At 38.7% G+C, this 15,038-nt stretch carries 10 protein-coding genes; 9 read left to right on the top strand and 1 reads right to left on the bottom strand.

The features are described 5' to 3' along the window. Positions 1–28 precede the first annotated feature (28 nt). Both COB47_RS00840 and COB47_RS00845 read left to right on the top strand, forming a co-directional pair. The gene (locus COB47_RS00840) at positions 29–922 is read left to right on the top strand and encodes a carbohydrate ABC transporter permease (protein WP_013289538.1); all 894 of its coding nucleotides are present in this window, start codon (positions 29–31) and stop codon (positions 920–922) included. 49 nt (positions 923–971) lie between these two features. After that, positions 972–1,541, top strand: a complete 570-nt coding sequence (locus COB47_RS00845) for an ABC transporter permease family protein (protein WP_013289539.1) — start codon at positions 972–974, stop codon at positions 1,539–1,541. Positions 1,542–1,993: 452 nt separating this feature from the next. Here the strand turns inward: COB47_RS00845 and COB47_RS00850 are convergent, their stop codons facing one another. After that, positions 1,994–3,280 (bottom strand): IS110 family RNA-guided transposase, encoded by a 1,287-nt coding sequence (locus tag COB47_RS00850; protein ID WP_013289540.1) that lies wholly within the window; start codon positions 3,278–3,280, stop codon positions 1,994–1,996. Between COB47_RS00850 and COB47_RS12420 the strand changes: the two genes are divergently transcribed. The 7 genes from COB47_RS12420 (at position 3,184) to COB47_RS00885 (ending at position 14,946) form a co-directional block, all read left to right on the top strand. Beyond that, complete coding sequence (locus COB47_RS12420; RefSeq protein ID WP_237698945.1) at positions 3,184–3,831, top strand: ABC transporter permease subunit; 648 nt, start codon at positions 3,184–3,186, stop codon at positions 3,829–3,831. The genes COB47_RS00850 and COB47_RS12420 overlap by 97 nt on opposite strands. A gap of 57 nt (positions 3,832–3,888) precedes the next feature. Then, on the top strand, positions 3,889–5,994 hold the full coding sequence (locus tag COB47_RS00860; protein ID WP_013289541.1) for a YIP1 family protein: 2,106 nt from the start codon (positions 3,889–3,891) through the stop codon (positions 5,992–5,994). A gap of 27 nt (positions 5,995–6,021) precedes the next feature. Next, on the top strand, positions 6,022–8,235 hold the full coding sequence (locus COB47_RS00865; protein ID WP_013289542.1) for a DUF5696 domain-containing protein: 2,214 nt from the start codon (positions 6,022–6,024) through the stop codon (positions 8,233–8,235). Positions 8,236–8,242: 7 nt separating this feature from the next. After that, positions 8,243–9,160, top strand: a complete 918-nt coding sequence (locus tag COB47_RS00870) for a carbohydrate ABC transporter permease (protein ID WP_013289543.1) — start codon at positions 8,243–8,245, stop codon at positions 9,158–9,160. Between the two features lie 62 nt (positions 9,161–9,222). Continuing rightward, positions 9,223–10,236 (top strand): carbohydrate ABC transporter permease, encoded by a 1,014-nt coding sequence (locus COB47_RS00875; protein WP_013289544.1) that lies wholly within the window; start codon positions 9,223–9,225, stop codon positions 10,234–10,236. Between the two features lie 80 nt (positions 10,237–10,316). Beyond that, positions 10,317–12,122, top strand: coding sequence for an ABC transporter substrate-binding protein (locus COB47_RS00880; RefSeq protein WP_013289545.1), 1,806 nt, complete (start codon positions 10,317–10,319; stop codon positions 12,120–12,122). Positions 12,123–12,234: 112 nt separating this feature from the next. Then, positions 12,235–14,946 (top strand): glycosyl hydrolase, encoded by a 2,712-nt coding sequence (locus COB47_RS00885; protein ID WP_013289546.1) that lies wholly within the window; start codon positions 12,235–12,237, stop codon positions 14,944–14,946. The last annotated feature ends 92 nt before the right edge of the window (positions 14,947–15,038 follow it).

The raw sequence follows: 15,038 nt of genomic DNA on the forward strand, positions 1-15,038 counted from the left end.
AATTCACTTTTAAGCGAGGTATTGGGAAATGGGCTTGATTGAAGATATAAAGAAAAATAAAGCAAGTTATCTCATGATAGCACCGTATATGCTTCTTTTTACTATATTTACTTTAATACCAGTTATAAGCTCAATATTTTTAAGTTTTACAAACTACAACATGCTTCAGCCACCCAAATGGGTTGGCTGGGCAAACTACATAAGATTGTTTTTAGCAGACAAGATATTCATAAAGGTTTTAAGAAACACATTCATATTTGCTTTTTTGACAGGACCTTTAAGTTACTTTATGTCTTTTTTCTTAGCGTGGTTTATAAGCGAGTTTAATCCTAAGATAAGAGCAATTCTGACACTCATATTTTACTCACCTTCGCTTGCTGGCAATGTATTTTTCATCTGGGCATTTATATTCAGCGGAGATGCGTATGGTCTTATAAACGGCTGGCTTATGAGGCTTGGGATTTTGAAAGAGCCAATCAACTGGCTTCAAGACCCAAATTATGTTCTGTGGGTGATTATCATTGTTCAGCTTTGGCTTTCGCTTGGAGCAGGTTTTTTGGCTTTCGTTGCTGGGTTTCAAAATCTTGACAAGGAACTCTTCGAAGCTGGTGCGATAGATGGTATAAAAAATAGATTTCAAGAGCTGTTTTACATCACAATTCCACAAATGGCACCACAACTGATGTTTGGTGCTGTCATGCAGATTGGTGCGTCGTTTGGTGTTAGCACAGTTGTAATAGCCCTTGGAGGTCTTCCAACCAGACAGTACAGTGCTGACACTGTTGTGACATACCTTATTGACTATGGAACTGTCAGGTTTGAGATGGGCTATGCATCGGCAATTGCTGTTGTGCTCTTTATTGCGATGCTTATTACCAACAAAGTAATTGCAGCTATACTGAAGAGATATTCCACAGAATAAAAAGTTATTTTAATCATAATTTTGCGAAAGTGTAGGTGAAATATAAAAAATGGCTAAGCTCAATGCACCTTCTCATAAAAAAATTAACAGAAGCGTTTATGGAAATGCAGTGATATTTGTAATTCTGTTCATCCTTGGGATGTTTACTGCTCTTCCGCTGTGGTACACGTTGGTATCAGCATTCAAACCGTTTGACGAGATATTCATATTTCCACCCAGACTCTATGTCAGAAGACCAACACTTGACAACTTTATTTTGATGTTTCAGCTTGCAACAAACATGTGGGTGCCGTTTTCAAGATATCTTTTCAATAGTTTGTTCATTTGTGTTGTAGGAACAGTTGGGCATATACTCATTGCATCGCTGGCAGCTTATCCTTTGGCTAAACACAGTTTTGCTGCCAAAAAAGCAATAAATGAGATAATTGTGCTTGCCCTGCTTTTCACACCGCAGGTAACATACATTCCACTTTACATTGTAATGTCAAGACTTCACCTCTCTCAATATACCTTTGATTTTCTCAAAATATCTTTCGTTTTCTTCAAATTTCGTAGTTATAAAAATTTATTTAGTGCTTGTTATTTCTATTATTGCTTTATTCTACCACATGAAGATTAGATTCAACCTGCTTTTTGTATTAATTTAGATATTATACCATATTGCGGCGGGTATCCGTCCACAATAACCATGGTGTTTACCCTCTCATGTCTCTCAGGGTCTTTCTTACCTTGCCCTCAATTCCCTCGTCCCATCTACCATGGCGTGGATGTCGGTTATGCTCGTATGCAGGGTCTTCGCCCTTATGGTGATTGTACTCCGACTAACCCGCTCTCATTTTCCAATCGTCCTATAAAAATTCATTTAATTTAATCTAATTCTTCTTCCCTTCTATTCTTAACCTTAACATACTTTCTATGATTTGAATCCCTAATAAAAGGGGCGCTTTGCTACTCGACATGTCTTAACTCTTCTCGCAAAGCTAAGAAACTTTTACCCCCTCAAGATGTGTATTCTGCTAATCTTTCGCTCCTACTTTAAACTAAAATTTCTTAACTTATTTTTTATTTCTTTTACGCTGTTGTTGCTAAAGCCTCTCTCTTTATATCGCTCAACATCTTGTTCCCATCATATTTTATCCCTTTTTTTAAAATCGCGTAAAATATCCTTATCAACTTACAGCAAAGCGCTATCAGTGATTGCTTCTTCTTCAATGGATTGTTCTGCCGCATAGTGTAATACATATGCAACTTCTTAAATTCTTCATTCTTTGCTACTATTGTAATCATAGCCTTAAATAAACTACTTCGAAGCCTCCCACGCCCTCTTTTGCTTATACACGTCTGTCCCTTATGCTTGCCAGAACTATTCTCAACTATATTCAGTCCCGCTAATTTCTGTATCTGCTTAGCATCTTCATATCTCATTATATCCCCAACCTCAGATATAAAACCAACTGCTGTCTTTACTCCAACACCTTTTATCTCAAGCAGCTTTTCTCCATTCGGAACATCTTTCAAAAGTTTTGCCATTTCATCTTCTATTCCTTCCAGCTGCTTTCTTAAAAGCTCATATTCTTCAAGCAAATATCTCATCTCTTGCCTTGCCAGCTTCCTACCTTCTTTCTTACCTATACTCCTTTTAGCAGCTTCCACTAATTCCATAGCCCTTTTGCGACTTATCGCTCGCTTGTCTACTTTGTCACGCCAACATTCTATAATCCCTTCCACTCCCTTTTCTACTACATCACAAGGCAATGGCATCTCTTTTAAAGTCAGTAGCGCTACCTTGCCTTCCCAATCAGAAAATACTTCTAAAAACTCTGGAAAATAGATATCCAGCCAGTTGATTATTTGATTTTTTAAAACACTCAAGCGCTTTTGTAGCCTTTCATATATGTTCATCGCTACTCTCATCTCAGCATATATACCCGCGGGTATATTTGGCTCTGTATATCTTCCATCCTTCACAAGCATCGCTATTGTTTTCGGATCCTTTATATCGCTCTTTGTTGGTGTATTATCATCGAGTTCTTTGCTCCTTTTTACGTGAAAAGGATTCACTAAAACCACTTTTATGCCATTCTCTCTTAAGTACTGCTCAAAGCACAGCCAGTAATGCCCTGTAGGCTCTATCCCTACTATCACGTTCTCTTTGCCATGGGCTTTCATTATCTTATTTGCCCAATCCAAAAATTTTCCCATACCTTCTTTTCTATTCTCAAACTCTATTCTCTTGCCAAGCTCCACTCCTCTAAAATCAAATGCTCTGCCAACATGTATCTCCTTTGCTATGTCTACTCCTACAACTAAAGTTTTCTCTGTCACTTGTAATATCTTCTCATTTTGTGTATACTTCAAAGAGGGTACCTCCTTTGTTGTGTTTTGTCGTAAGTTGTACAACTTACATTCTATATTTTATCAGGAGGTACCTTTTCTTTTCAAATCTCATTTCTCGTCATTTTCGCTCATTTTCGTTCATTACAGGAATGCTTATAGACACATACTGGGCACTGATTCTGCCAGCATGGCAGATGACGCTGGGGCTTTATCTTATGAAACAGTTCATGACACAGATTCCAGACTCTCTTTTGGAAGCTGGAAAGATTGATGGTGCAAACGAGCTTATGATCTGGTGGAAAGTTGTCATGCCAAACGTAAAACCTGCTTGGCTAACACTTACAATACTTTCTTTCCAGCAGTTATGGAATCAAACAGGCGGTTCTTTTATATTCAGTGAAAATTTAAAGGTCTTGCCAACACTTTTACAGCAGATTGCTGCTGGTGGTATTGCACGTGCAGGTGTTGGGGCGGCTGTTGCTCTTTTCCTCATGATTCCACCGATAATACTTTTCATAATCTCTCAGAGCAGTGTGATGGAAACAATGGTTTCAGCAGGAATTAAAGGTTGAAAAATAAAGAAAATAGCACAAATTTCAACAAAACATGGAAAGAAAAGGTGGTAGCAGGTGAGAATAAAAAAAGTAAAAAGAATAATAGGATTTGCACTAATGACCCTGCTTATGGTAGCTATTCCCGGGTATAGTTTTGCGAATATGATAGAGGTGCCGTACTATCAATACAACTATGACATATATAATTGGGACATACCAAGCGCAGCAGGGTATTACCCTTACGAGGTGCTCAGCGGAAAAGACCTTGGGGTTGGAAACTTTTCGTCTCCGCGTGATATGTTTGTAGATAGCAATGACAACATTTACATATTGGATGCCGGGAACAACAGGATAGTGAAGCTGAATAAAGATTTTAAGTTTATAAGTGAAATAAACACGTTCACGCAAAACGGTAAAGTGTTCAAGTTTTCTGACCCGAGCGGTATTTGTGTGGACAAAAACGGTGTTATATATATTGCTGACAAAGGCGCAAAATGCGTGTATGTTATAAACCAAAATGGGCAGCTTCTAAGAAAGATAACAAAACCAAAGTCTGACCTTGTTGCAGCAAACAAGGATTTTGTTCCGCTCAAAGTGGCAGTTGACAATGCAGGGGTTGTGTATGTTCTTTCGCTTGGAAGCTATGAAGGTGCGTTCATGTTCGACAGCCAGAACAACTTTCTTGGATTTTTTGGTAGCAACAAGGTTGTTTTAACACTGCAGCTTCTTATAGACAGAATATGGAAAAAGATACTCTCAAAACAGCAAAGCGCATCTATGGTGAGGTACCTTCCTACTGAGGTTACTAGTATTGACATAGGAGATGATGGGTTTATTTACACATGTTCAAACTACGCATCAGTCAGTGTGGGTGAGCTAAAAAAACTCAATTTCCTCGGCAAGAACATACTGTGGTACAAGAAAAAAGACCAGACGCGTGATTTTGGTGACCTTCCAAAGTATTACGGTAAAAGACTTGAAGATTCCTATTTTGTGGACATAAACGTGACAAAGGATGGGTTCATAAACGCTCTTGACTATGAAAGGGGAAGAGTGTTCCAGTACGACCAGAACGCAAATCTTCTTTTCATAATGGGCGGCAAAGCTGACCAGGCAGGAACGTTTAGAGAACCTGCCGCTGTTGAGAGCATTGGAAACACCATACTTGTTTTGGACCAGCAAAAGGCAACAATAACTGTGTTTAAAGAGACGAAGTTTGGCGAGCTTGTTCACAGGGCAACAGTTCTTTACAACGATGGGAAGTACGATGATGCAAGAAAGCTGTGGGAACAGGTAAACAAGATGGACGTAAACTTTGCACTTGCACATGTTGGGCTTGGTAAGGCACTTTTGAGGATGAACAAATACAGTGAGGCGCTTTATCATTTCAGGCTTGCAAACGACAAGGAAGGGTATTCTGAGGCAAAAGAAGTTCTAAGAAACGACTTTCTCAAGAGAAATTTTGGAGTGATTGCAACAGCGCTTGTACTTGCCATAATTGTAATATACATACTTCAAAGAAGGCTCAAGAAGCAAAAGGGCGTTGATGAGGAGTATACAAGGAAGATAAGTAAAGAAAAGTACCCTCTGTATGTTATGCTTCATCCTTTTAAGGGATATGAAGAACTTAAAGATGAGAAAAAAGGTTCAGTGCTTATTGCTACAATTATAGTTTTACTCTTTTTTGTAGTTTCAATTCTGCACAGGCAGTACACAGGTTTTATATTCAACCCGTACAGACAGGATAGGATTAACGTTATATCAATTTTCTCAGCGACAGTTGTGATGTTTTTCTTATGGGTACTTTCAAACTGGTCTGTATCAACTCTCACAGAAGGTGAAGGGACATTCCAAGAGATTTGGATCTTCTCTGCATATGCTTTACTTCCATACATCATCTGCAGGCTTTTATATGTGATTTTAAGCAATGTGCTGATAATGGAAGAAGGAATGTTCTTGGCGTTTATAAACATCATAGGCTTGATATGGCTTATAATTGGTATGCTCTGTGCTATCAAGGCTGTCCATCAGTTTAGCTTTGGCAAAACTGTGGCAACCATGGTTGCAAGTCTAATTGGTATAGTAGTGATACTATTTATCATGATTCTGGTATTTACGCTGTTTGCACAGCTGTTTGGCTTTATCCAGAGTATTTACAACGAGCTCATACTCAGGATGTAGTAAAGGTCTTAAGGAGGAAAGCTTAAAATGAGCTTTAACAAATTACTGAAAAAAGCAGTGTTGTTTTTGCTTGCTATGTCAATGTTGCTTGAACAGATGATGTTTTTGCAGGGGAATACGGCATTAGCTGATACAAACTCTTATCAGCTTGTTGCAAAAAATGGGATTTTAGAGCTATATGTCAATCCAAAGTATGGATATTTCAAGGTTGTTGATAAAAGAAGTGGCAGTGTATGGTTTTCAAATCCTGAAAAGTGGAGAGAAGACAAAATTGCGGCAGGCAACACACGCATGCAGATGGCATCCCAGCTTTCAATAAGGTTTACCGATGTTACCTCTACAATTCAGATTGCAAATGCCTATGTCAACTCAGTCCTCAAAAAAGGACTTAAGATAAGAAGGATAAAAGATGGGTTTATTGCGACGTATACTTTCAAGAAAGAAGGTTTCGTGATACCAGTTGCATGCACCATCAAGGATGACTATTTGAACGTGGACATTCTGGTAAACCAGATAAAAGAAACTAAAAAAGATAAATACAAGCTTGTATCAATAATGCTTTTGCCGTTTTTTGGTGCCGCGGCAATAGGAGAAAATGGTTACATGGTTGTACCGGACGGCTGTGGTGCACTCATAAATTTCAATAACAATAAAGGCCAGGAGACATATACACAGAGGATTTATGGAGCCGACTTTGGTATTGTTCCTGACTTTCAAGGATATGTGACTCAGGCTGCAAGGCTTCCTGTGTTTGGGGTGAAAAAAGAAAATAGCGGGTTTTTGGCAGTGATAACAAAAGGTGATGGAAAGGCCATTTTAAACGCAAACACAAGTGGTAGTAAGAGCAGCTACAACAACATCTTTGCAGAGTTTATCATGAGAGAATATGACATGGTGACTTTAAAAGAAAAACAGTGGGACGAGAGGTCTTTCAACATTTTTGAAGAAAAACTACCAAATGTTGATAAGTTCTCAATTAGATACTATTTCCTTGACTCAAAAAATGTTGACTATGTGGCAATGGCTAAAAAGTACAGAGAATATTTGATAAAAGAAAGAGGATTTAAAAAAGAAGTAAGTGAAAAAAGCGTTCCTGTTTACATAGAATTTTACGGGAGCATGAAAAAACCAAAATACATCCTTGGAATTCCTGTCAACGCAACAATACCTCTTACCACTTTTGAGGATGCTCAGAAGATAGTAAAACAGGTAAAAAGCATGGGAGTTTCTGATGTTGTTGTAAAGTTTGTTGGATGGATGAAAAATGGTGTATACTACAATCTTCCTCTTCTAGCTACGCCCGAAAGGGTTCTGGGGGGGAAAAAGCAGCTTGAAAATGTGCTTGAGTATTTCCAAAGAGCCAATGTAAAGACATACCTTGACGTTGACTTTGTTCTGTTTCGAACAGGTACACTTACGTATCTTCGAAACAAGGTTGCTACAAAATCAATGAAAAAAGTGCCTGCCCAGCTTTGGAGATATTCACCGCCAATATTTTATAAGGATGACTCTTACCCGGTTTTGTACCTAATTTCGCCGCGCTATACAAATGAGATAGTCCAAAGATTTTTAGCAAGCAGTAACATAAACTATTTTAACAACATATCTTTATCTAGCATGAGCACCATGTTGTATTCAGATTTTGGTACAAAACCTGTTAACAGGTATCAGACAGAAGATGTGTTTTTACAGGCAATAGGCAGTCTTTCAAAGAGGTTCAGAAATATTCTTCTTACAAATCCAAACGGGTATCTTTTACAAAAGGCAAGCGAAATTGTTGATGTGCCGATATATTCAAGCAAATTCCTGATAGAAGATGCAGAGATTCCTTTCTATCAGATGGTTATAAGAGGATATGTTCCATATTCGATGCCATCAGTGAACTTTTACACAAACGAATGGATGTGGAAATTAAAAGCTTTAGAGACTGGTTCGGCTATCAAGTTCACATGGACTGCTCGAAACGAAGATGAACTAAAAGAGACCTTACTTGAGAACCTCTACTCATCAAACTACAGGATGTGGATTGGAGACCTAAAAGAGTATTACAAGGAGCTTTACCCCACTTTGAGACTTATAAAAGACAAAGAGATAGTGGAGCATAAGATTATCAAAAAAGGTGTTGTTAAAGTTGTATATGATGGCGGGGTTGAGATTTTGCTCAACTACACCTCAAACCCGCAGAAGATAGAAAATCTTGAGGTTGCCGCGCAATCTTACCAAGTTGTTGTCAAGAGGTGAAATATAAATGAGCTTTTCAGGTGCTTTTAAAAAGGTATTTAGAAAAAGAAGACTAACTTTGAGAGAAAAAGAGGCGATGTATGGAAGGCTTTTTATTCTCCCATGGCTTATAGGACTTCTCTACTTTTTCATAATTCCGTTTATCACTGCAGTGTACTATACATTTACCAAGATAAAGATTGGTGACAGTGGTCTTGAATTTTCATTTGTTGGGTTTGAAAATTACCTTTATGCCTTTACAAAAGACCCGAACTATATACGAACACTTACATCTTCAATAGGCAGTATGCTCTATCAAGTACCTGTTGTTGTGTTTTTCAGTATGTTTGTTGCGTATGTGTTAAGAGATGAGTTTAAAGGAAGAACATTTGCAAGAACAATATTCTTTTTCCCGGTCATCATCGCATCGGGTGTTGTGATAACTATTTTAAAAGAAAATGTAATGGGGGATGTTAGCCAGGCAGCATCGAACACCACACTTTTCAGGGTTGAAAACATTAGAATGATTTTAATAAACTCAGGCGTTCCAATGTGGCTGGGACAGTTTATTGTAAACACAATAAGCCAGCTTTTTGACCTAACATGGCGATCTGGCGTACAGATACTTCTTTTGATGGCAGCACTTCACAACATTCCGAAAAGTTTTTATGAAGCAGCTGTAATTGAAGGTGCCACAGAGTGGGAGAAGTTCTGGAAGATTACTTTCCCGATGGTATCTCCAACACTTCTTGTTGCAGTCATATATTCGATCATTGACTACTTTACTGACTATGGAAACCAGGTAATGAGAATGGTTGTCACACAGCTGAACAATGGAAGGTTTGAGTACAGCACAACAATTGCAATTGTCTATTTTGCAATAATCATGGTTATTATCCTCATTGTGAATAGAGTAATTGGAAGAAGAGTTGTTTATCTGACATAAAGCCATAGAGAGGAGATACACTCAGGTTAGAAATATATTTCAAAGAAAAGAGGGTATGCAAGATGGAGGTTGCAACAAAATCTAAGAGTTCAAAGGTGGCAAGGAATTTTGAACTGTCAGGTTTTGGCATGGCAATATTTAAAAAACGACTATTTGCCTTTTTGAAAAATCTCTTTAGATACCTATTTATAATTGGCATGAGCTATGTTCTTTTGTACCCTGTTCTGTTTTTGATAAGCAACGCATTCAGAGACAAGGTAGACCTTCTTGATCCAAGCGTTGTGTGGATTCCAAAACACTTTTCAATTGAAAGTTTCAAGCTTGCAAATGAAATCTTGGGATATGTTCAATCTATCAAAAACACTTTGATAATCCTCATACCATCTGTGATTATTCAGACCTTTATATGCATGATGGTGGGCTATGGTTTTGCAAGATTCAGGTTTAAGGAAAGAGAAATTCTATTTGGCATACTCCTTTTTACTATAATCGTTCCAATGCAGACAATAATAGTACCGCTTTATGTAAAGTTCAGACATTTTGATTTCTTCTACTTTGGTAGGCTAATTGGACTTTTTACAGGAAAACCGTTGACAGTAAACCTTCTTGATACGCCCTGGACATTTTACATTTTAAATACGTTTGGAATGGGTATTCGCTCAAGCCTTTATATATTCATATTCAGACAGTTTTTTAGAAACATGCCGACAGAGCTTGAAGAAGCTGCAAAGATAGATGGATGTGGTCCATTTTCTACATTTTTGAGGGTTATGGTTCCAAATGCAACAGGTGCTATCATTACAGTGCTTCTTTTCACTATTGTCTGGCACTGGAACGACTATTATCTTTCGGCGATGTTTTTTACAGATAACTTGCCTCTTTCTGTGATGTTAACAATCTTAAATGAAAGAATGAACCTGTTGAACAATCTTGTGAATGCAAACGACATATATCTTTTGAGGTCATCAGTTTTAGAAGCGGGATGTTTATTGGTAATACTGCCTTTAATAGCTATTTACATTATTGGTCAAAGATACTTTACAGAAAGTATCGAGCGAACAGGGATTGTAGGGTAATGCGTACTGGCAACAATCCCTCACAATTCGAGGGATTTTGCAAAATAAATAAATCCAATATGAGTGGAGGAGGTATGAGTATGTTTGCATCAAAGTTATTCAAGAAGGTTTTGGCGTTTGTAGTTTCAATTTCAATGGTGTTGGGGTTGTTTGTTGTCCTAAACAAATCCCAAAACCCAGCTCAGGCTGCGACAAAGTTAGGTGATATCTCATTTTTCAGACCAGGTTTAACTCAAGAAAGTTTCAAAAATACTAGTGATCTCTTTGCACAAGCTGTTAAAAAAGCAATTGATACTTACCAGAAGAATTATGGTGGGAAAATTAAGTTGGTGTATAGTGATTGGAACAATTGGGACACAAAGATTATAACCAGAATGGCTGCAGGCGACCCAATTGACGTTGTATTTGGTGGGTCAGGCAACTTCCCGCGATTTTATACAAAAGGTTATCTACAACCCATCAACAACTATGTTGATCTCAAAGCGCCATATTTGAACTTAAGAGCGATGGATCAGATTTTTAAATATGAAGGAAAATACTATTTGGCAAGCCAGTATGGTTCTAACCACTTCTGGGTTGTTCTTTACAACAAAGACCTCATGCTTGAAGAGGGCATTGACGAGAGCGAGATGCCGCTTGCACTTTATAAGAATGGAAAATGGAACTGGGATACATTTGTTGCTCTGGCAAAGAAACTTACAACTGATACAAACGGTGATGGCAAGGTTGATAGATACGGTGTTGGTTGCTGGTATCCACAGATATTTGTATATTCCAACGGTGTGACATATGTAAATGTGGATAAAAGTGGTAATGCGAAACTCAACTTTGACGATCCAAGAGTACAAAAGGGACTTAACATTGCTCAAAAAGGTATCAAAGAAGGCTGGATGATTACTGACTGGAACACTGCAAGTACAGGGTTAGCTCAAAGAAAGATAGCAATGTATATTGAAAGATGGTACAACTATGATGATCAGAAGTTCAACCAAAAGGTAGAAGATGAAATTGAAGTTGCTCCGATTCCTTTGGGACCAGACAATAAGAATAAACTCTATCCATTTGAATGTGATGGATATGGAATTTCAAAAGGTGCAAGAAATCCGAAGGGTGCTGGAAAGTTTATAAATATTTTGTTAGAAAGCATTCAGAAATACTGTGATGACCCTGGTATCAAGAGAAGACCAAAATATCTGCAGGATTTCCATACACAACTTGCAAAATACTCGTTCTATCCAGGCTCACCAGACTCTGTTTTGGGCAACCTTGTATGGGATATAAATGGAGCTCTTTCAAACGCAGCATCAGTTTCATCGGCATTGGCGGGCTTGAAACCACAGGCACAGCAGGCTGTATCTGAAGCTAACGCAAAGCCTGAAAAACCAGTGTTCAGACCGTTCAAGCCGTTTACCATCGACTTTGAAAATGGCAAGATGGATATGTTCACAGTACTTGACACAACAAAGAAGAGCGTAAAACTTTCAATTGTGTCTGGCAAAGAGGCAATCAAAGGCAAGTCGCTCAAAGTTGCATGCGACTCTAAAAAAGACGGTGAGTGGATAGATGCTCTGTATTCAGTTCCAAGCAAAGTTAAGATTTACGGCTGGCACGATTATAAAGTAAGCTTTGATGTAAAACTCTTGAAAGCTCCGCCAAAACCAGGTGACACATACATCTATGCTCAAATTATAAATAGCAACAAGTCTGGCTATAAGTCATATGGCTGGATAACATTCAAACTTGACAAAGCAAACACCGTTTATCATGTTGAAGGGACAATTGCAGGAATTCCTGACAACTCAACAACAATGGGCTTGAAGATTGGCATTCACTGGGGTACTGATTTTGTAATAGACAACATCAAGGTTGAAGAGGTAATTCAGTAGACAGGCTTTTTTCCGGTGGGTGCACCGCTGAAAGTAAAAAGATCAAAAGTAGGACGGTGCGGTGTACCCCCGGCTTTAAGAAAAAATAAAAAAAGGGGAGAGTGCCAGAATTATGAGAAAAGGCTTAAAGATTGCATCTTTAATAGTGAGTCTTGTATTTTTACTTGGGCTTTTGCCGACAGGAATTTTTGGTGCTGTTGAGACATCTGTTCAAAGCTATGTTTTCGACTTTGAAGATGGCACCACAATGACTTTCGGTGAGGCTTGGGGAGACTCATTAAAATGTATCAAAAAGGTGTCAGTTTCTACTGATTTGCAGCGACCTGGTAACAAGTATGCGCTCAGGCTTGATGTTGAGTTCAACGAGAACAATGGATGGGACCAGGGTGACCTTGGTGCATGGATAGGTGGTGTTGCCGAAGGGCAGTTTGACTTTACAAACTATAAATCTGTTGAGTTTGAAATGTTTGTTCCATACGACGAGTTTGCAAAAGCAAAAGGTGGCTTTGCTTACAAGGTTGTATTGAATGACGGATGGAAAGAACTTGGAAGTGAGTTTAGCATTACAGTAAATGCTGGCAAAAAGGTGAAGATAAACGGCAAGGACTATATGGTCATTCACAAGGCGTTTGCAATTCCAGATGATTTTAGAACCAAAAAGCGTGCACAGCTTGTGTTCCAGTTTGCAGGTCAAAACTGCAACTACAAAGGACCTATCTACCTTGACAATATAAGAGTAAGACCTGAGGATGCGTCAAACCTCTCAAAAGAAGACTATGGAAGTAGCGAAGAAGAGGAAATTAAGGAAGACTTTTTCACAGGGGTTACACTTGTGTATCCAGTGGAAGGCAAAAACTTTGTGTACAACTTTGAAAAAGACACAATGGGATTTTATAAATACTCAGGTGATGGATTTGCAAAGAAAACAAAATCAATGGAATTTTCGCAAGACTTGAAGACATCAACAAATGCAGGCAGTCTCAAACTCAATGCTAATTTCCAGGGCACTGCGTTTGAAGAAATGAACATTGCTGTAAAGCTCACAGACAAAGAAGGAAAACTTTTTGACCTTGGCAAATACTCAGCACTTGAATATACAATCTACATTCCAAATCCAGACAAAGTTGCTGGAAAAATCATGTCAGCAAGTGCTGTGGACAGTCCATGGAAGATAATCAAAGACTTTACAGCTCTCAATTTCAAAGATAAGACAACATGGAAAGAGATAAACGGAAAGACTTATGCGGTCATAAAGTGCAAGGATAATCTTTACAATGTGAAAGAAAAAGCAGGTGTATTGGTTTTGAGGATTGCAGGGTCTTATGTAAAGTATACAGGACCCATCTACATTGATAATGTAGCATTAATTGCTGGAAAGAAGGTTACACCAAAGGTGGAGAGAATATCACTTCCAAATCCAAAGACATACTATAAGGTTAAGATTGAAGCTGAGAGTGCAAGTGATGGCTGGGCGTACAGCGTTGAGAAAGAAAATGCAAAGTTTTCTGGGAAAGGCTATGTACTTTTGTTTGGGAACAACATGGGCAATACCCTTTATAACATCAAGGTTCCAAAGACAGGACATTACATCTTCACTCTTGCGATCTCAACCCTTGGGCTTGTAAAGGATGGTAGCATTGATATCTGGATAGATGGTGATTTGAAAGGTGGAGCAAGGGTTCCAAACATAAAGGGTAAGTTCCAGGAAGTTGTTGTCAGAAAGAAGATTTATTTAACAGAAGGCGAGCACACAATATCACTGCAAAAATCTGGCGGATACACAATTGCGGTTGACTATTTTGTGATAGAAGAGCTTGTTGCGGCAAATAAATCAAAGCTTTCAGTTTCTTCAAAGTTAGTGACGCCAAATCCACACCCCAATGCCCAAAGGCTCATGAATTATTTGGCAAGCATTTACGGTGAAAAGATTTTATCTGGTCAGCAGAGCAGTGGTGAAGGTAAAGAAGTACAGATGATCTTTGATGTAACAAAAAGATACCCAGCTGTTAGAAGCTTTGATTTCATGGACTACTCACCAAGCAGAATGCAGCGCGGCACAAAAGGTACAGATGTTGATGAGGCAATAAAGTGGTGGAAGAGCGGCGGCATAGTTGCATTTTGCTGGCACTGGAACGCACCAACAGGTCTTATTGACCAGCCGGGCAAAGAGTGGTGGAGAGGTTTTTACACAGAGGCTACAACGTTTGACCTCAAGAAAGCCATGGACAATCCAAATTCTGAGGAGTATAAGCTCATTTTGAGAGATATAGACGCAATTGCACAGCAGCTCAAAAAACTTCAGGCTGAAGGCGTGCCAGTTCTTTTTAGACCGCTTCACGAAGCGTCTGGTGGCTGGTTCTGGTGGGGAGCTAAAGGACCAGAGCCTTATATAAAGCTTTGGAAGCTCATGTTTGACAGGCTTGTAAACTATCACAAGATCAACAACCTAATATGGGTATGGAACGGTCAGGATGCGGCTTGGTATCCGGGAGATCAGTATGTTGATATAATTGCAGAAGATATATATGAGGAAAAAGCTCAGTACTCACCATATACAGAGAGGTTTGTGAAAGCTCTCAAGTACACAAATGCAAACAAGATGATAGCACTTTCTGAGTGCGGAACTATTCCTGACCCGGCTGTGCTAAAACAAGAAGGTGTTTCGTGGCTGTGGTTTTCTGTATGGGCAGGAGGCTATGTCATGACAGGCAGCAAATACAATGATGAATGGAACGACAATCACATGCTGCGAAAGATTTACAACAGCGACTATGTAATAACAAAAGATGAGCTACCTGATATAAAGAGCATTCCACTCAAATAGACGGATATAGGTTTTTAATATTTGAGATCGATTGTCAGCCTGTAAGAGGGAGGAGAAGTTCAAAAAAGACCTCCTCCCCCTTTTTTGTTCCT

This window comes from Caldicellulosiruptor obsidiansis OB47, assembly GCF_000145215.1.
Lineage (GTDB): Bacteria > Bacillota > Thermoanaerobacteria > Caldicellulosiruptorales > Caldicellulosiruptoraceae > Caldicellulosiruptor > Caldicellulosiruptor obsidiansis.